Origin of the sequence: Streptomyces siamensis, assembly GCF_039543605.1 — a bacterium.
GTDB classification, from domain to species: Bacteria; Actinomycetota; Actinomycetes; order Streptomycetales; family Streptomycetaceae; genus Streptomyces; species Streptomyces siamensis.
The window spans coordinates 136413-154344 of record NZ_BAABKB010000008.1 but is presented as its reverse complement, the minus strand read 5'-3'; the positions used below and the strand labels follow the sequence as shown (position 1 = coordinate 154344).

The 17932-nt window shown below is 74.1% G+C and carries 16 protein-coding genes; 11 read left to right on the top strand and 5 right to left on the bottom strand.

What is annotated here, in order from left to right; translation table 11 throughout:
• The first annotated feature begins 353 nt into the window (after positions 1 to 353).
• Both ABEB03_RS14820 and ABEB03_RS14815 read left to right on the top strand, forming a co-directional pair.
• Positions 354 to 935, top strand: coding sequence for a helix-turn-helix domain-containing protein (locus ABEB03_RS14820; RefSeq protein ID WP_345647674.1), 582 nt, complete (start codon positions 354 to 356; stop codon positions 933 to 935).
• Between the two features lie 51 nt (positions 936 to 986).
• Positions 987 to 1808, top strand: coding sequence for a helical backbone metal receptor (locus ABEB03_RS14815; RefSeq protein WP_345647671.1), 822 nt, complete (start codon positions 987 to 989; stop codon positions 1806 to 1808).
• Here the strand turns inward: ABEB03_RS14815 and ABEB03_RS14810 are convergent.
• A complete protein-coding gene (locus tag ABEB03_RS14810) occupies positions 1777 to 2910 on the bottom strand; it encodes a TDT family transporter (RefSeq protein WP_345647669.1) in 1134 nt (377 codons plus the stop codon). The two genes, ABEB03_RS14815 and ABEB03_RS14810, sit on opposite strands and share 32 nt — an antisense overlap.
• Positions 2911 to 2980: 70 nt before the next feature.
• On the opposite strand from ABEB03_RS14810, the gene ABEB03_RS14805 reads away from it, so the two are divergent.
• On the top strand, positions 2981 to 3952 hold the full coding sequence (locus tag ABEB03_RS14805) for a LysR family transcriptional regulator (RefSeq protein WP_345647667.1): 972 nt from the start codon (positions 2981 to 2983) through the stop codon (positions 3950 to 3952).
• Positions 3953 to 4140: 188 nt separating this feature from the next.
• Here ABEB03_RS14805 and ABEB03_RS14800 read toward each other — a convergent pair whose 3' ends face one another.
• Entirely contained in the window at positions 4141 to 4818 is a 678-nt protein-coding gene (locus tag ABEB03_RS14800) for a gamma-glutamyl-gamma-aminobutyrate hydrolase family protein (RefSeq protein ID WP_345647665.1), read from the bottom strand.
• Positions 4819 to 4915: 97 nt separating this feature from the next.
• Positions 4916 to 5686 (bottom strand): FadR/GntR family transcriptional regulator, encoded by a 771-nt coding sequence (locus tag ABEB03_RS14795; RefSeq protein ID WP_345647662.1) that lies wholly within the window; start codon positions 5684 to 5686, stop codon positions 4916 to 4918.
• Positions 5687 to 5763: 77 nt separating this feature from the next.
• On the opposite strand from ABEB03_RS14795, the gene ABEB03_RS14790 reads away from it, so the two are divergent.
• The 5 genes from ABEB03_RS14790 to ABEB03_RS14770 are packed head-to-tail and all read left to right on the top strand — an operon-like array spanning position 5764 to position 11541.
• Positions 5764 to 7134 (top strand): glutamine synthetase family protein, encoded by a 1371-nt coding sequence (locus ABEB03_RS14790; protein ID WP_095933161.1) that lies wholly within the window; start codon positions 5764 to 5766, stop codon positions 7132 to 7134.
• A gap of 8 nt (positions 7135 to 7142) precedes the next feature.
• Positions 7143 to 8522 (top strand): aldehyde dehydrogenase family protein, encoded by a 1380-nt coding sequence (locus ABEB03_RS14785; RefSeq protein ID WP_345647657.1) that lies wholly within the window; start codon positions 7143 to 7145, stop codon positions 8520 to 8522.
• Positions 8519 to 9310 carry a 3-oxoacyl-ACP reductase gene (locus ABEB03_RS14780; protein WP_345647654.1) on the top strand — a complete coding sequence of 264 codons (792 nt, stop codon included), beginning with the start codon at positions 8519 to 8521 and terminating at the stop codon, positions 9308 to 9310. Before ABEB03_RS14785 ends, ABEB03_RS14780 begins: the two co-directional genes overlap by 4 nt.
• Positions 9311 to 9337: 27 nt before the next feature.
• Positions 9338 to 10594 carry a haloacid dehalogenase-like hydrolase gene (locus ABEB03_RS14775; RefSeq protein ID WP_345647652.1) on the top strand — a complete coding sequence of 419 codons (1257 nt, stop codon included), beginning with the start codon at positions 9338 to 9340 and terminating at the stop codon, positions 10592 to 10594.
• A 29-nt stretch (positions 10595 to 10623) separates the two neighbouring features.
• Positions 10624 to 11541 (top strand): DUF2510 domain-containing protein, encoded by a 918-nt coding sequence (locus tag ABEB03_RS14770; protein WP_345647650.1) that lies wholly within the window; start codon positions 10624 to 10626, stop codon positions 11539 to 11541.
• Positions 11542 to 11572: 31 nt separating this feature from the next.
• Here ABEB03_RS14770 and ABEB03_RS14765 read toward each other — a convergent pair whose 3' ends face one another.
• Positions 11573 to 12775, bottom strand: coding sequence for an amino acid deaminase/aldolase (locus tag ABEB03_RS14765; RefSeq protein ID WP_345647648.1), 1203 nt, complete (start codon positions 12773 to 12775; stop codon positions 11573 to 11575).
• Positions 12776 to 13045: 270 nt separating this feature from the next.
• On the opposite strand from ABEB03_RS14765, the gene ABEB03_RS14760 reads away from it, so the two are divergent.
• Positions 13046 to 14842, top strand: coding sequence for a hypothetical protein (locus ABEB03_RS14760; protein ID WP_345647646.1), 1797 nt, complete (start codon positions 13046 to 13048; stop codon positions 14840 to 14842).
• Complete coding sequence (gene mycP, locus ABEB03_RS14755; RefSeq protein WP_345647644.1) at positions 14839 to 16065, top strand: type VII secretion-associated serine protease mycosin; 1227 nt, start codon at positions 14839 to 14841, stop codon at positions 16063 to 16065. The genes ABEB03_RS14760 and mycP overlap by 4 nt, the downstream gene beginning before the upstream one ends.
• Positions 16066 to 16077: 12 nt before the next feature.
• On the opposite strand, the gene ABEB03_RS14750 is transcribed toward mycP, so the two are convergent.
• Complete coding sequence (locus tag ABEB03_RS14750; protein WP_345647641.1) at positions 16078 to 17046, bottom strand: serine hydrolase; 969 nt, start codon at positions 17044 to 17046, stop codon at positions 16078 to 16080.
• 148 nt (positions 17047 to 17194) lie between these two features.
• Between ABEB03_RS14750 and ABEB03_RS14745 the strand changes: the two genes are divergently transcribed.
• Positions 17195 to 17926 carry an SseB family protein gene (locus ABEB03_RS14745; RefSeq protein ID WP_345647638.1) on the top strand — a complete coding sequence of 244 codons (732 nt, stop codon included), beginning with the start codon at positions 17195 to 17197 and terminating at the stop codon, positions 17924 to 17926.
• The last annotated feature ends 6 nt before the right edge of the window (positions 17927 to 17932 follow it).

Here is a 17932-nt window from a genome sequence, read left to right as displayed (position 1 = left end):
ACGATCCCGCGGCCGGGCGGACCTGCCGGAGAACCCCTCGTCCCCGCGGCGCCGGTCCGGTCCCGCCGGACCCGCAGCAGACCCGCCGCGCGCCCCGCCGAGCCATCCGGCCCCGCCGGCCAGCCATTTCACCCCGTGCGGCGGGTGCGTGCCGGACAGGTCCGGGCAACCCGTCCGATGGCGCGAACTGTAACCCTGGCCCTGCATCCATGTGACAGCGATGTGACGGGTGCATGAAACGGTTTGCCGAACATGCGTAGGGTGCAAACAACTCATCAGAAGTAGTGGCCCGTCGAACCGGCGGACCGCGGCATCCGTATCGGACCGACGACGCAAGGGAGGGAGCCGGAGCGATGGGCGACCACAAAGATCAGCCCCTTCGGGTGGGCGCGGCCGTCCGGCGGCGACGCCGGGCACTGCGGCTCACCCTCGCCGTCGTGGCCGAGCGCAGCGGCCTGTCGGTCCCCTTCCTCAGCCAGGTCGAGAACGAACGGGCCCGGCCCAGCAGGAGTTCCCTCGAGCGGGTGGCCGACGCGCTCGGCACCACCGCCGTGGAGTTGCTCGCCGCGGCCGACCCGGCGTGCAGCGTCGACGTCGTGCGCGCCGACGTGGGCGCGGAGTTCACCCCCGAGGCCCAGGTGCGCCCCCTGGTACGCGGTCACCATCAGATGCACGCCACGGAGTTCACCGGCGACCACGAGGAGGGACGTGAACTCCAGCACCGCAACGACAAGTTGATGTTCGTCGCGGACGGCGCCGTGGAGGTCGAGGCGGAGGGGCGCGCCCATCGCCTCGGACGCGGCGACACGCTCTACCTGACGGGCGGGGTGCGCCACCGCTGGCGGGCCACGGTGCCGGACACACGGGTCGTCGTCGTCGAGGTCGCCGACCACATCGACGCGGTCGAGGACCGGCGCAGCTCCGGCAAGCGCTGACCCCGCCGGGCGGCGGCCGCACGTGCCGCGGCCCGCTGCGATACTGACGCCATGTCCGGCACCTCCGGTGACACCGTCCGCACGTCCGCCTCCCCACCGGCGTCCACGCCTGCCGACGAACGGTCCGTCGTTCCACGGCCCGGCCGCACCCCGCCGCGTGTCGTGTCGCTCGTACCCTCGCTCACCGAGGCCGTGGCCCTCTCCGTGCCCGGTGCCCTGGTCGGTGCGACCGACTGGTGCAGCCGACCCGCGGACCTCGACGTCGTGCGCGTCGGCGGCACGAAGAACCCGGACGTCGACCGGATCGTGGGGCTCGCCCCCGACCTGGTGATCGCCAACGAGGAGGAGAACCGGGAACCCGATCTGACCGCCCTGCGCGAGGCCGGCATCGAGGTGCTGGTCACCGAGGTGCGCGACGTGCCGGGAGCCTTCCGCGAACTGGCCCGCGTGCTGGACGCCTGCCGCCCCGGAACACGCCCGCGCTGGCTCGACGAGGCCGAGGCGGCCTGGACGCGGCTGCCGGAACCGGCCCGCCGCACGACCGCGGTCGTGCCGGTGTGGCGACGGCCCTGGATGGTCCTCGGCCGGGACACCTTCGCCGGCGACGTCCTGGCACGCCTGGGTGTGGACAACGCCTACGCCGGCCACACGGACCGCTACCCCCGTGTACCGCTCCCCGAGCTCAAGGCCGCGGCGCCGGATCTCGTCGTCCTGCCCGACGAGCCGTACCGCTTCACCGCGGACGACGGACCAGAGGCGTTCGAAGGCCTGCCCTGCGCACTCGTCGACGGCCGCATGCTGACCTGGTACGGCCCCTCGCTCGCCGAGGCACCCGGCGTGCTCAGCGCGGCGCTGCGAGCAGCTCGCCCCTGAACAGCCCGCGGGCCGTGCACCCGGCCGCCACCGCCCACGCGGCCACGAGCAGCACGTACAGGGCGACCGCCAGGCCGTCGAAGGCGACCAGGCCGGTGTGCCGGGCCAGCCCCTCGGCGCCGGTCACGCACGTCCCGACGGGGAAGGTGAACGCCCACCAGGTCATCGCGAAGCCCATGCCCCGGCGGCGGGCCCGCAGCACCATCGCGCCGGCGAGCCCGAGCCACAGCAGTGCGAAGCCGGTCACGGGAACCCCGTAGAGGACGGCGAGGAGGCCGAATCCCTGGTCGTACGGGGCGTGCATGACCCCCGGCGCGACGTCGGCGAACTTGCCCGTCGCGGTGGTCGACTGGCCCAGCGGCCCCAGCACCAGGAACAGGGTCGGGGTGAGCGCGAGGGGCAGCGGACCCGCCGTGACGAGTCGCGCGAAGATCATCGGAAGTACCAGGAACGTGGCCAGCAGGCTCAGCCCGAACATCCCGAGGCAGCCGAGCAGCAGGGTCTGGCGGGCCTGCCCGGCCGGGAGATGCGGCACGAGGAGCGGGCCGAGGGCGGCGGAGACCATAGGGGCGACGAGCGGCAGCAGCCACACCGGTGTGGCCTGTCCGGGCTCGATGCGGTGCCGCACGACCATCAGGTACGGGACGGCCACCGCGGCCAGCAGCCCCACCACCGTGCCGACGGTGAACAGGACGACGTCCAGTGCGAGCGCGGCCCGCGGTCCGATCCAGTCCTCGCCGACGACCAGCGCGCCGCCGCCGACGGCCAGCAGGGCCATGGCGAGACAGCCGTAGAAGGGCGCCATGGCCGGATCGAGGAGATGGGCGCGGGCCTGGTCGCGGTGACGGGCCCAGTGCACGGCGCGGGCGGCGAGCAGTGTCACGAGCATCGCGAGCGACAGCGCCCACACGGCGGCGCACGCGGCTCCGAGGCCCGGCACGTGACCGGGAAGTCCGGCGCCCGCCGTGGCCACGACGGCCGTACCCATCACCGAGGCGTACCAGTTCGGCCCCAGGTGACGCACGGTGGCGGCGCGGGGGGTTCCGGCCGTGCGAGGGGATCCCGATGTGCGGACGGCGAGGGGCTGGGCAGCGGTGACCATGGCTCCACCGTCCCGCGCCGAAGGACTCCCCACCAGGGAGCACCGTTCTATGAGGGCATAAGCTGGGTTTATGGGCAGGACGGAACCGGCGACCGGGAACACCGAGCACGAAGCGGCCGCGGGCAGAGGCGGAGAGACGGCCGGCAGCGGCATCGCGCACCGGGTGCCGGAACTCGGCGCGCTGGAACTGCTGCTCGCCGTGGCACGGCTCGGCAGCCTCGGGCGCGCGGCGCGCGAACTGGGCATCACCCAGCCCGCGGCCAGCAGCCGTATCCGCTCGATGGAACGCCAGCTCGGGGTGGCCCTCGTGGACCGTTCACCCCGCGGCTCGCGGCTCACCGACGAGGGGGCGCTCGTCACCGACTGGGCCCGGCGGGTGGTGGAGGCGGCCGAGGCGTTCGACGCCGGGGCGCAGGCCCTGCGTGACCGGCGGGACTCCCGGCTGCGGGTGGCCGCGAGCATGACCATCGCCGAATACCTGCTCCCCGGCTGGCTGATCGCGCTGCGCGCGCAGCGCCCCGACACGGCGGTGTCGCTCCTCGCCGGCAATTCCGCCGCCGTCGCGGAGAGGCTCCTCGCGGGCGAGGCCGACCTCGGCTTCGTCGAAGGGCTGTCGGTGCCGGTGGGCCTCGACTCGGTGGTCGTCGCGCGGGACCGGCTGATCGTCGTCACGGCGCCCGGGCACCCGTGGGCGCGGCGGCGGGCGCCGCTGTCCGCGGGCGAGCTCGCGGCGACGCCGCTCATCCTGCGGGAGGAGGGGTCGGGAACGCGGCAGGTGCTCGACGCGGCGCTCGGAGGGCTCGCCCGGCCGTTGATCGAGCTGTCCTCCACCACCGCGGTCAAGGCGTCCGCGGTCAGCGGGGCCGGGCCCGCCGTCCTCAGCGAGCTCGCGCTCGGGGAGGAGCTGTCGGCCCGTCGGCTGGTCACCGTGGAGCTCGCCGACGTCCGGCTCGACCGCGCCCTGCGAGCGGTCTGGCCCACCGGCCACCGCCCCACCGGCCCGGCCCGGGATCTCCTGGCCCTGACCCGCGCCGCCCGCTGACGACAGGCCCTCGCCCCGCCGCCCCTGCCGTCCCGTCCCCGAGGCTCCGCCCCGCACCCCGCTTCTCGATCGCGGAGGGGGTTCAATCTCCGGCGCCGGGGCTGGAAATTCGGCCCGTCCGGCGTTTGAGGACGAGGCCGTTCAGGCCGATCCGGGGGTCTGGGGGCGGAGCCCCCAGGAGGCGCGCGTCAGCTCGCCGCGCGGACCAGCGCCCTCATCACCCGCACGTCCTCGCCCATCTCCGGATGCCACTGCACCCCGAGGACCCACCCGGGCCCGGGGAGTTCGACGGCCTCCACCGTCCCGTCCGCGGCGTGCGCCGAGGCGAGCAGCCCTTCGCCGAGCCGTTCCACCGCCTGGTGGTGATAGGTGGGCACGGCCGAAGCCTCCGGCACGACACCGGCGTACAGCGTCCCCGGTACGGGCGTCACCTCGTGTCGCCCGAAGACGCCGACCGCCTGGGTGTGCCCGTCGATGTGCTGGACGAGCGTGCCCCCGAGGGCGACGTTCAGCAGCTGCATGCCGCGGCAGATCCCGAGCAGTGGGGTGCCGGACTCCAACGCGGCCCGGATCAGGGCCAGTTCCCACGCGTCGCGCGTGGGCGCCGGCGGTCCCGTGCGCGGCGACCGCTCGGCGCCGTAGCACCCCGGGTCGACGTCCGGCCCCCCGGCGACGACCACTCCGTCGAGGCGGGCCACGGCCGTGGCGGCCCGGTCCGGATCGTCCGGCGGCAGCATCACGGCGAGCCCGCCGGCCCGCTGCACGAGCCGCGGATACCCGGCGGGCAGCAGCGCGGCCTCCAGTTCCCACACACCCCAGCGGGCCCCGTCCAGATACGTGCTGACGCCGATCAGCGGCCTGTCCACGCGGCTCTCCCTCGCATCGATCCCCGACCAATGGAACGCATGCATACCTTTGCCGGGCGTGGGGCGACAAGGCGGACGGGTGCGCGTCGTGTGCGGCTCACGCGAGGAACCCCCGCAACAGCGCCGCCGTCCCCGCGCAGTGTTCCCGCATCATCTCCCGGGCCCCGTCCGCGTCCCCGTCGAGCACGGCCTCGACGAGCGCCGTGTGCTGCTGCTGGGAGTGCTCCAGATTGCGTACCAGCAGGGGGATGCAGTCGAGGAGGTCGTTGACGGAGGCGCGCACGGCCGCGTACTGGGCCGCCAGCGACGGCGAACCGCACAGCTGCGCGAGGGTGAGGTGGAGCCCCGTGTCCAGCCGTCGGTACTCGGTCAGCGGAGCGTCGTTCGTGCGGGCGAGCGCCTCGCGCAGCCGCTTCGCCCGCCCGCCGTCCAGCCCGTGCGCGGCGCACAGTCCGGCCGCGCCCACCTCCAGGACCTCGCGGAAGCGCAGTACGTCCTCGATGTCGACCGCGGCGACCCGGCGCCGCAGCTCCTGCTCGCCGGGGGCCTGTGCGCGCGGCAGCACGAACGTGCCGCCGTACCGGCCGCGCCGCGACTCGACGAGGCCCTGGTCCTGGAGCACCTTGAGGACCTCGCGCAGGGTGACGCGGCTGATCCCGAGCCGTTCCGCCAGGTCCCGTTCGGCGGGCAGCCGTTCGCCGTCGGGGACCAGGCCGAGCCGGACGACCTGGAGGATCTGCTCGAGCGCCTCCTCGAAGCCGTTGCCCGCCCGCACCGGCCGCAGCACGGTCGTCAGCCCGTCGCCCGGACCCCGCGCGGCGCGGCGCGGACCGCGCCCCGGGCCGCTGTCTGGACTCGCCTGCGCCATCCGGTCGTGCCCCCTTCCCAAGCAATGGTTCTCGGCAATACCTTATGGCTCTCGGCTGACCCAAGGAGGCTTTTCCGGTGGCAGACCGCACACCCCCGCTCGGCGTAGAGGAACTGCACACCCTCGTCGCGGGCGGCGAGATCGACACGGTCGTCCTGGCCTTCCCCGACATGCAGGGGCGACTCCAGGGCAAGCGGTTCGCCGCGCGCTTCTTCCTCGACGAGGTCCTGCACCACGGCACGGAGGGCTGCAACTACCTCCTCGCCGTGGACACCGAGATGAACACGGTCGACGGATACGACATGTCCTCCTGGGACCGGGGCTACGGCGACTTCGCGATGCGCCCCGACCTCGGCACCCTGCGTCGCGTCCCGTGGAACGCGGGCACCGCCCTGCTCATCGCCGACCTCGCCTGGAACGACGGCTCGCCGGTCGTCGCCGCGCCCCGCCAGATCCTGCGCCGCCAGCTCGACCGCCTGGCGGAGCTCGGCTACACCGCCCAGGTCGGCACGGAGCTCGAGTTCATCGTCTTCAAGGACACCTACGAGCAGGCCTGGGACGCCCACTACCGCGGCCTGACCCCGGCCAACCAGTACAACATCGACTACTCGGTCCTGGGCACCGGGCGCATCGAGCCCCTGCTCCGCCGCATCCGCAACGAGATGCAGGGTGCCGGCCTCACCGTCGAGTCCGCGAAGGGCGAATGCAACCCCGGTCAGCACGAGATCGCCTTCAAGTACGACGAAGCCCTGGTCACCTGCGACCAGCACGCGATCTACAAGACCGGCGCCAAGGAGATCGCCTCCCAGGAGGGCGTCTCGCTCACGTTCATGGCCAAGTACAACGAACGCGAGGGCAACTCGTGCCACATCCACCTCTCGCTCGCGGACGCCGACGGCAGGAACGTCATGGCGGGCTCCGACCGGGACCCCGACGGGATGTCGCCGGTCATGCGGCACTTCCTCGCCGGGCAGCTCGCCGCCCTGCGCGACTTCTCGCTCCTCTACGCCCCCAACATCAACTCCTACAAGCGGTTCCAGCCGGGCTCCTTCGCGCCGACCGCCGTCGCCTGGGGTCACGACAACCGCACCTGCGCGCTCCGTGTCGTCGGCCACGGCCGGTCGACGCGCTTCGAGAACCGCCTGCCGGGAGGCGACGTCAACCCGCACCTGGCGGTCGCCGGCCTGGTCGCGGCCGGCCTGTACGGCATCGAGCAGCAGTTGGAGCTCCCCGAGGCGTGCGCGGGCAACGCGTACGCCGCCGAGTACGAGCACGTGCCCACCACCCTGCGCGAGGCCGCCGAGCTCTGGGAGAACAGCCCCATCGCCAAGGCCGCCTTCGGTGACGAGGTGGTCGCGCATTACCGCAACATGGCGCGCGTCGAGCTGGACGCCTTCGACGCCGCGGTGACCGACTGGGAGCTGCGCCGCTCCTTCGAACGCATGTGAGGCCCCTCTTGTCGAACGAGCACGAACTCCGCGTCCTCAACCCGGCCACCGAGGAGGTCGTCGCCACCGTCCCGGCCGCCACCGCGGAGGACGTGGACGCCGCCGTCGCGCGGGCCGCGCACGCCCAGACGGCATGGGCGGCACTCGCGCCCGCCGACCGCGCCCGGCTGCTGCGCCGCTTCGCGTCCGCCGTCGACGGGCACATCGAGGAACTGGCCCGGCTGGAGGTCCGCGAGGCCGGCCACACCCTCGGCAACGCCCGCTGGGAGGCGGGCAACGTGCGTGACCTGCTCGACTACGCGGCCGGGGGAGTGGAGCGGCTGACCGGACGTCAGATCCCGGTCCCCGGCGGCCTCGACGTCACCATCCTCGAACCGCTCGGCGTCGTCGGCGTCATCGCGCCCTGGAACTTCCCCATGCCGATCGCCGCCTGGGGCACCGCGCCGGCCCTCGCCGCGGGCAACGCGGTGATCCTCAAGCCCGCCGAGACGACACCGCTGACCGCCCTGCGGCTGGCCGAACTCGCCCTGGAGGCAGGGCTTCCCGAGCACCTCTTCCAGGTGCTGCCGGGCGCCGGACCCGTCGCGGGCAACGCCCTCGTCGAGCATCCGGGCGTCGCCAAGATCGTCTTCACCGGGTCGACGGTCGTGGGCAAGCAGGTGCTGGCGAAGGGCTCCGCCCTCCTCAAGCGCGTCACCCTCGAACTCGGCGGCAAGAGCCCCAACATCGTGTTCGCCGACGCGGACGTCGAGGCCGCCGCTGCCGCCGCGCCCATGTCCTTCCTCGACAACTCCGGCCAGGACTGCTGCGCCCGCACCCGCATCCTCGTCCAGCGCTCGGTGCGCGACCGCTTCCTGGACCTGCTCGCCCCCGCGATCGAGTCCGTCAGGGTCGGCGACCCCGCCGACGAGCAGACACAGATGGGCCCGCTGATCTCCCGGGCGCAGCTGGAACGCGTTCGCTCCTACGTCGACGCCGACGCGCCCGGCATCCGCGGCAAGGCCCCGGAGGGACCCGGTTTCTGGTTCCCGCCCACCGTGCTCACCGAGGTCGCGCCCGACGCCCGCGTCGCCGTCGAGGAGGTCTTCGGCCCGGTCGCCGTGGTCATCCCCTTCGAGGACGAGGCGGACGCCGTCCGCCTCGCCAACGACACGCCGTACGGTCTCGCCGGCTCCGTCTGGAGCCGGGACATCGGCCGGGCACTGCGGGTCTCGGGCGCCGTCCGCGCCGGGAACCTCTCCGTCAACTCCCACTCCAGCGTCCGCTACTGGACCCCCTTCGGCGGCTTCAAGCAGTCGGGGATCGGCCGCGAGCTGGGCCCGGACGCGCTCACCGCCTTCACCGAAACCAAGAACGTCTTCATCAGTACGGAGGGCCCCGCACAGTGACCGAAGCCACCGAGGGAAACATCTGCCGCCGCCTGGTCGGCCGTACCGCCGTCGTCACCGGCGCCGGCAGCGGGATCGGCCTCGCCACCACGCGCCGGCTGGCCTCCGAAGGCGCGCGCGTCGTCTGCGGCGACGTCGACGAACAGCGCGGCAAGGCCGCCGCCGACGAGGTCGGCGGCACCTTCGTCAAGGTCGACGTCACCGACCCGGAACAGGTCGAGGCGCTCTTCAAGGCGGCGTACGACACGTACGGCTCCGTCGACGTCGCCTTCAACAACGCCGGCATCTCGCCGCCCGACGACGACTCCATCCTGGAGACCGGACTGGAGGCCTGGAAGCGCGTCCAGGAGGTCAACCTCACCTCCGTGTACCTGTGCTGCAAGGCGGCCATCCCCTACATGCGGCGCCAGGGCCGGGGCTCCATCATCAACACGGCGTCCTTCGTGGCCCGGATGGGCGCGGCGACCTCGCAGATCTCCTACACCGCCTCCAAGGGCGGTGTGCTGGCCATGTCCCGCGAACTGGGCGTGCAGTTCGCCAGGGAGGGCATCCGGGTCAACGCCCTGTGCCCCGGACCGGTCAACACCCCGCTGCTCCAGGAGCTGTTCGCCAAGGACCCGGAACGGGCCGCGCGGCGGCTGGTGCACATCCCCGTCGGACGGTTCGCGGAGGCCGACGAGATCGCCGCGGCGGTCGCGTTCCTCGCCAGCGACGACTCCTCGTTCGTCAACGCCACCGACTTCCTGGTCGACGGCGGGATCTCGGGCGCGTACGTGACGCCCCTGTAGCGGACAAAGGTGTACGGTCCACGTCATATGCGACACCTCCTCGTGTGGACCCTGGCAGCGGCCGCCGCCCTGGCGGCCGCGCCCACCGCCCCCGTCGCCGCCCCGGCCGCGACCGGCAGCGCCGACTGCCCACGGCTGTCCGGCACTTGGTACGGAGACAACCGCGCCCGTCTGCAACAGGTGATCGACACCCAGGGCACCTGCGCCGGCCGCCCCCGGGACACCCGCCCGGTCGCCGCCTTCGACTGGGACAACACGATCACCAAGAACGACGTCACGGACGCCACCCTCGTCTGGGCCCTCACCCACGACGAACTCCTGCGCCCGGCCCGCTGGAAGGACACCAGCGCCTGGCTCACCACAGCCGCCGACGAGGCCCTCACCGCCGCGTGCGGCTCGGGCGCGGGCGCCCCGCTGCGAACCTCCGCGAACCCCCGCTGCGCCGACGAGATCCTCCAGATCCGCGAGAACGGCACCACCGTGAGCGGGGCCCCGGCCTTCGCCGGCACCTGGAACCACCGGCGCACGGTGCCCCAGTACGCATGGGTGCCCCAGCTCTTCGCCGGCCGTACCCCCGCGGAGCTCTCCTCCTATGCCCGACGCGCACGCGAGCGCGCCCTCGCGGCCCCCGTGGGCTCGGTGCAGCGGGTCGGCACCCGCACCGTTCCCGCGTACGTCCGCTACTACGACCAGCAGCGCGACCTGATCCGCACCCTGCAACGGGCCGGATTCGACGTGTACATCGTCTCGGCGGGCTCCGAACCGGTCACCGAGGTCTGGTCCCGCGGGGTCGGGGTGGACGCCCGTCACACCCTCGCCATCCGCTCCGTGCTCGACCGCCACGGCCGGATCACCACCCGCAACGAGGGCTGCGGCGGCGTCCCCGCGAGCAGGGGCGAGGCCATCCCGTACATCGACGGCAAACGCTGCTGGATCAACCAGGAGGTCTACGGAGTGCGCGACGCCGCCGCCTGGCAGCCGCAGGACGCCCGCCACCGCCCCGTCGTTGCGGGCGGCGACGCCGACACCGACGTCACCTTCGTCGGCGACGCCACGGGCGCCCACCTGGTCCTCAACCGCAACAAGAGCGAACTGATGTGCCGGGCGTACGACGACGCCGACGGCCGCTGGGTGGTCAACCCGATGTTCATCGAGCCGCTGCCCCGCAAGCCGGACGCCTACCCGTGCGCGACGACCGCCTACAACGCGCCGGACGGCGGCCGCGGCCCCGTGCGCAGACCGGACGGCTCCGTCGTGCCCGACCGGACGGACACCGTGTACTGATCTTCAGGGCCACGTCCTAGAGTGCCGGGATGAGCATGACACCTCCGCCCGGCTGGTACCGCGACCCGTCGTACCCGCTCGTCGAGCGCTGGTGGGACGGAACCGCGTGGACCGACCACCGGCGCCAGCCCGAGGTCCCCACGCAGCCCCCGGCACCCCCGGCAGCGTCCGGGAACGGGGGCTCCGGCCGGGCCAAGGCCGTCGCGCTGACCGCGGCCGGAGCGGTCCTCGTCGCGTCGATCGCCACCGGCGCCGTGCTCCTCGGCAAGGACGACGGGAAGGGGGAGGCGGCCACGAAGACCACGCCGACCGCCCCGGCACCCGCCACCGGGGCCGGCTCACCGTCGCCGTCGGCCTCCGCGAGCCCGTCCGGGGACCCGTCCGAGGTCGTGGACGAACTCAACGGCATCACCCTGCCGTTGCTCGACGGCTGGGTCCGGCCCAAGTACGTCGCCGAGGACGACATGGTGATGACGACGCCGGGCACCTACGACTGCCCGGGGGACCCCGGCCTCTGCCGCCACGGCCGGGTCCTGTCGCGCACGGTCACGGCCAACGACGAGAAGTCCCCGAAGATCCTTGCCGAGCAGGACATCGAGGACGCGGCGGACGCCTCGTACGACCGCGACCTGGTCGACAGCAGGCCCTACCGCGGCATCACCTCCCACCAGGTGGTGAAGTCGGGCCAGGTCGCCGTCGCGGGGCGGGCCGGCTACTTCGTGCGCTGGCGCGTCAGGACCGGGGTGGGGCCGGGAGGGTACGTCGAGTCGCTGGCCTTTCCGTCCAGCGTCGGCTCGGAGTCCCTCGTCATCGTCCGCTTCGCCTTCGACGCGGGCCCCGACGGACCGCCCCTGGCCGACATGGACAGGATCACCAAGGGCATCCGCCCGGTCGGCGACTCGGGCACCGGCGGGGGAGTGGGCAGCAGCATCGGACCGTCGACGTGAGACGGGCCCGGAGGGTCGACGTGAGACCGGCCTAGAGGAAGGTGTGCCCTTCGCCCCGGTACGTCGGGACCGCGGCCGTCACCGCGTCGCCCTCCACGAGGTGCAGCGTGTCGAACCGCTCGCACAGCTCGCCGGCCTTGGCGTGCCGGAACCACACCCTGTCGCCGATCAGCAGGTCGTCCGCGGGCGCGCCGATCAGCGGCGTCTGCACCTCACCGGGACCCTCCTGCGGGTCGTACCTCAGTCCCTCCGGCAGGTGGGGGACCGGAAGCCGGTCGGCGCCCGGGGCCCCCGAGGCCGGGTAGCCGCCGCCGAGGACCGTCACGATCCCCACGCCCGGCCTGCGGACGACGGGCTGCGCGAACAGTGCGGCCGGACGCCCGCTGAAGGACGTGTAGTTGTCGAACAACCGCGGCACGTACAGCCCGGACCCCGCCGCGATCTCGGTGACCGAGTCCTCCGCGGCCGTGTGCTGGACACTGCCCGTGCCTCCGCCGTTGACGAACTCGAGGTCCGGTGCCACCGCCCGCACGGCCCGGACGACCTCGGCGCGCCGCCGGGCCAGCTCCTTGCGTGCGGTGGCCTGCATCAGCCGGATGGCGCGCGACCGCAGCGGCCGCCCGTCGACGGCGTCGCCCACGCCCGCGATGTGCCCCTCGTACGCCATGATCCCGACGAGCCGGAACCCGGGCCGCCGGGCGACGGCGCGGGCCAGGTCGGCGACCTGGGCCGGGGAGTGCAGCGGCGAGCGCAGGGCCCCCACCCGGACCCGCCCGCCGAGCAGCTTGAGGGACGTGTCCAACTCCAGGCAGACACGCACGACCTCGGTGCCGCCCTGCCGGGCCTCGTCGATCAGGGCCAGCTGCGCCGGGTCGTCGATCATGACGGTCACCGCGGCGGCGAGCTTCGGATCGCCGGCCAGCTCGGCGAAGGCCCCGCGGTCCGCCGACGGGTAGGCCAGGAGCACGTCGTCGAAGCCGGAGCGCGCGAGCCACAGCGACTCGGCGAGGGTGAACGACATGATGCCCGCGAAGCCGTCGCGGCCCAGGACGCGTTCCAGGAGGGCGCGGCAGCGGACGGACTTGCTGGCGACACGGATCGGCTTGCCCCCGGCCCTGCGGACGAGGTCCTCCGCGTTCGCGTCGAAGGCCTCCAGGTCCACGATCGCGACAGGCGCGTCGAGGTGAGCGGTGGCCCGGTCGTACCGGGCCCGGTCTGCGGCGCGGGCAGTCATGTCCGAAGCCTGCCAGACTCGATTACCGCAGGGTAGGGGGACGTTCCGGGCAGATGCCCCGGGGCCCCGGACTGGTTCCCTCCGGACGCGCGTCAACCCGTAGAGTGACGCGCACGCAGGGAGGAACGACCTTGCCCCGGCGGGCCCTGCCCGGGGTGACGGTCCACCGGTGCGGGTATGCGTGCCCGTGGCGGGCTTCCGCGGACACGAAACGGCCCCGCCGAGCTCCGCGGCGGACCGAATGCCCGGGTACGAGGAAACGGGGGGTGCATGAGCACGGAAGCGCGCCGCGCCTCCATCCCTCCGCGCCCGACGACCCCGCCGCAGTCGTCCCCGGCGGTGGCGCAGCCGCCCCCGGACACCCTCCCGGAGCAGGCTGCGCAGACCCCGTCGGCCACCACGGAGGGGACGGCGGCGCCGCCGTCCCCGGTCCGCGAAGAGTTCCCGGAGGCGGGTCCCGCGACCGATTTCCGCGAGGAGACGCCCGGCCGACGGGCCGTGTCCGACCCGGAGCGCCAGGTGCCGCCGCGTCCCACCGGCGCCCCCGCGGGGCACACCCCGGCACCCCACCGGCAGGACCGGTTCGCACAGGACACCGCGCCGCCCCGCGCGGCGGACCGGTTGCCCGACGGCGGCCCGACGTTCCCGTCCCTGCGTGCGGGCGCGCGGCCGGACACGGTGGTCCCGCCGCGGCTCACCCCGCCCCTTCCCGTCGACGGCCCCACGTTCCCGCCCCGCCCGGTGGAACCCCCGGCCACGGGCGCCGGTGCGGCGCCGCGGGCCGGAAGCACCTCACGCGTGCCGTCGCCACCGAGCTCGTACGACTTCTTCGCCCCGTCCACCGACGTGGTGGCGCACGGGACCGGCACCCCCGGTGACCAGTCGCCGCGCCGGCCCGGTACCCCGGCCCACGGGCCCGGGGACGGGCCCGCCCGTCCCGCCGGCGCACCCGAGCGGGACGCGGAGCAGTCCACCGGCACGGCGTCCGGCCTGCCCGCCGCGCGTCGGCCGGGCACCGTCACCCCGCCGCCGCCCCCGGCCTCCGCCCGTTTCCCGGACGCTCCGCCGGCCGCACCCGGGCCCGCCCGGCCCGGCGTACCGCCGCGCACCGGCCCGCCCGAGGAGAACAGCACGGAGACGACCAGGCGGCTGCGGCCCGTCCCGGCCCAGGAGCCGGCCGCGCCCCCGCACACCCCGCCCCGCGCCCCCGTACCCCCGTCGCGCACCCCGGGAGCGGAGCGCCCCTTCGTCTCGTTCGCCGAGCCCGACACCCACGACGGGACCGGCGAGCGTCCCCGCACCTCCCGCGGCGGCAGGACCCGCCCCCGCATCGTGGCCGCCGCGGCCTGCGTCGTCCTCGGAGTCGGGCTCATCGGTGGTGCGGCGACGGGCAGTTGGCTCACCGGCGGTACCGACGGCGAGGGCTCGGGCGACGCGTTCGCGTCGGCCGGCGACCTGTGGCACAGCGTGCCCGTGGACCGACTCTTCCCGCCCACCGTGCGGGGGGACGGAGCCGGCCCGGGCGGCGCCGACCGCGTCTGGACCCGGATCGCCGTCGCCCCGGACACCGGCTGCAAGGACGCCTTCGACCCCCTCCTGCGCAAGGCCCTCGCCCCGGTCGGCTGTCTGCGGCTGCTGCGCGCCACGTACACGGACGCCACCCGCAGCCATGTCACCACCGTCGGCCTGCTGTTCACCAAGGCGGACGCGGCGGCGATGACCTCCCTCAAGGCCCGCTTCGCGAAGGAGGGCCTGGAGCGCCGCACCGACCTGATGCCCCGCCCGTACGCCGCCGAGGGAACCGTCGCCGACCACTTCGGCAACGCCCAGCGTGCCTCCTGGACGGTGTCGGTGCTGACCGACGCCCCCGTCGTGGTCTACGCCGTCTCGGGTTTCGCGGACGGCCGTGCCGTCACCACGCCGCAGGCGGCCGAGGACGCCATCGAGCCCGGCGCGACCACGACCCCGGCACAGGCGGGCCTCGGCCACGAGGCCCAGGGCCTCGCCGACCGCGTCGAGCGGGGCCTGCGCAAGACCGTCACCTCGGCCACGGAGAAGCCGTCATGATCCGCAAGGCCGGACCGGTCCGCACCGTGGGGCGGTCCCGCCCGACCGGGGCGACCCGCCGGGCCGGGCTGCTCGCTGTCCTGCTGGCCGGCTCCCTCGCCCTGGTGCCGTCCACCACCGCGTACGCCGACGGCATACGTGCCAAGCAGTGGGCCCTGGACGCGATGCACACCCAGGAGGCCTGGCGGACCACCAAGGGCAAGGGCATCACCGTCGCCGTCCTCGACACGGGCGTCGACGCCCGGCACCCGGACCTCGACGGGAACGTCCTCACCGGCAAGGACATGGTCGGCTTCGGCGCGAGCCGCGGCGACCGGGCGTGGGCCAGGCACGGCACTGCCATGGCGGGCATCATCGCCGGGCACGGTCACGGCCCGGGCGACGACGACGGAGTCATGGGCATCGCCCCGGAGGCGAAGGTCCTCCCGGTCCGCGTCATTCTGGAGGACGGCGACTCCGCCCGGACGAAGGCCCGCAACACCCGGGGCAACGCACTCGCCGAAGGCATCCGCTGGGCCACCGACCACGGCGCCGACGTCATCAACCTCTCCCTCGGCGACGACTCCAAGTCCGCCCACCCCGAACCGGCGGAGGACGAGGCCGTCCAGTACGCCCTGCGCAAGGGCGCCGTCGTCGTCGCCTCGGCCGGCAACGGGGGCGAGAAGGGCGACCACATCTCCTACCCGGCCGCCTACCCGGGTGTGATCGCGGCGACCGCCGTGGACCGCTACGGCACCCGCGCCTCCTTCTCCACCCGACGCTGGTACGCCACGGTGAGCGCGCCAGGCGTCGACGTCGTCATCGCCGACCCGGACGACCGCTACTACGAGGGCTGGGGCACGAGCGCGGCGTCCGCCTTCGTCTCCGGCGCGGTCGCGCTCATCAAGGCGGCCCACCCAGGTCTGTCCCCGGCGCAGATCAAACAGCTGCTGGAGGACACCGCCCGTAACTCTCCGGCCGGCGGCCACGACGACTCCCGCGGGTTCGGGTTCGTCGACCCCGCCGCCGCCATCAAGGCGGGTGGCCGGCTCAAGCCCGAAGGACTCCACTCGGAGGCGTACGGCGGGAAGTACTTCGGCTCGGGGCCCGACGCCGCCGAGGGCGACGACGACTCCTCGGGTTGGGCGGGGCCGCTCGCGGGCGGCCTCGGCGCGGCCCTGCTGGCGGCGGCGGTCGTGCTGTGGCGCGGCCGCCGTGACCCGGGCCGGTACGGCGACGCCTAGCCGCACGGGGCCTCAGCCCGTGTCCGTGTCCCGGAACGCCGACACCGCCGCCCGTGCCGCCGCCTCCACCAGCGAAATCCCCTTCGCCTGCGTGGAGTTGCCGTTCGACAGGGTTGCCACCAGGTAGGTGCGTCCGTCGGCGGTGACCCGCCCGATGCTGTTGATGTCCCACAGTCCGGTCGTGCTGCGCGCCAGCCACCCGTTCTTCAGGGCCCACGCGGAGCCGTCGGCCACCGCCGACACCCCCCAGTGCTGGCCGGCCGCGACACCGCCCATGAGTCCCTGCACATAGGTGCGCGAACTCTTCGAGAGCTCGGTGTCGCCGACGCCGAACACCTGTCGGAGCAGGGCGAGTTGATCGGCAGCCGTGGTCTGCGTCAGCCCCCACAGCGCGCCGTCGCCGCCCTGTGTGCCGTACAGGCCGAAGCGGGCGTTCGCCGAGTCCAGGCCGTCCGCCCGCCCGATCTCCTCCCACAGCGCGGACGCCGCCGCGTTGTCGCTGTTCTCGATCATCGCGGTGGCGTACGCCTTCTCCTGCGCCGTGAGATGCCGGTCCGCGTCCTGGACCTGGAGCAGCAGCGCCGCCAGGATGTCGACCTTCACGATGCTCGCGGTGTCGAAGGAGCCGTCGCCGTACACGGAGCTCTCGCCGGACGTGAGGTCGAGGACCGCGACCGACACCTTCGCCCCGTCCTCCGCCGTCACCGACTTCATCGCCGCGGCGAGCAGTGCCTCACGATCGACCGAGGGCTCCGCCACGGGTTCCACCGACGCCTCCTCGCTGACGGCGGGCGACGCCGAGGACGCCGCCGGGGACCCGGACGACGATACGGGCCCGGAGCCGTCGTGCGCCTGGGCCTTCATGTAGAAGGTGCCGACCGCGGTGCCGCCCACCAGCACGGCGGAGGCCACCAGGGCGGACAGCAGGGGTGTGCGTCGGGCGGTGCGGGCGCGGCGCCCTCGGGCTCTGTGACGGTCCATCCCGCGATGCTGGGCGCCGGGGCTGTGCCCGTGGTTAGACGCATGTGAGATGTGTGTCAGGGAAGGCTGAGAAACGCATGAGCCCTGTCACCACCGGGTTACCGGGGCCGCACAAGCGCAGCAGCATCACCCCGATAAGGTCGGGACCGTGGCGAACAAGAACATTCCCGACTCCGGCTTCTCCGACGACGACGGCAGCGCCGACCCGAAGCTCAGCGCGGCGCTCGCGGCCTGGGCCGAGGACCGCACCGCCGTCGGGCCCGTCCTGGAGGCGCTCAAGGGCGCCCGGCTGCTCGTGCCCGTGGTGGCCGTACTCGGCGAGGTCGAGGAGGACGAGAACGGACTGCGCCACGAGAAGACCAGCGACATGGCGGTGCCGACCCTGAAGGCCGGCCACCGCACGGCGCTGCCCGCCTTCACGTCCACCGAGTCGCTGGCCCGCTGGGACCCCGCGGCCCGCCCCGTCGCCGTACCCCTGCACCAGGCGCTGCAGGCCGCCGCGCACGAGAAGGCCGACACGATCGTCCTGGACATGGCGGGGCCCGTGCCCTACGAGCTGACGGGCCAGGCGCTGCTGGCGCTCGCCGAGGGACGCACCTCGACCGACCCGCTCGCCGACCCGGCCGTCGTGGCCGCGGTGCGGTCCGCGGTCGCCGCCGAGCCGCTGGTCCTGCGCGCCCACCTCGGGCCCGGCCGTGCCGACGGCACCCTCGCCCTCGTGCTCGACCCGTCCGCCGCCCCGGCCGAGGCGGCCCGCTCGGTCGCCGAGCGGCTCGCGGCCGACGAGACACTGAGGGCCCGCCTGGTGCGCGGCCTCGACCTGGCGCTGCTGCCGGCCGAGGCGACGCCGCCGGGCGAGCCCCTGTACGTACGTCGGTGAGTGAAG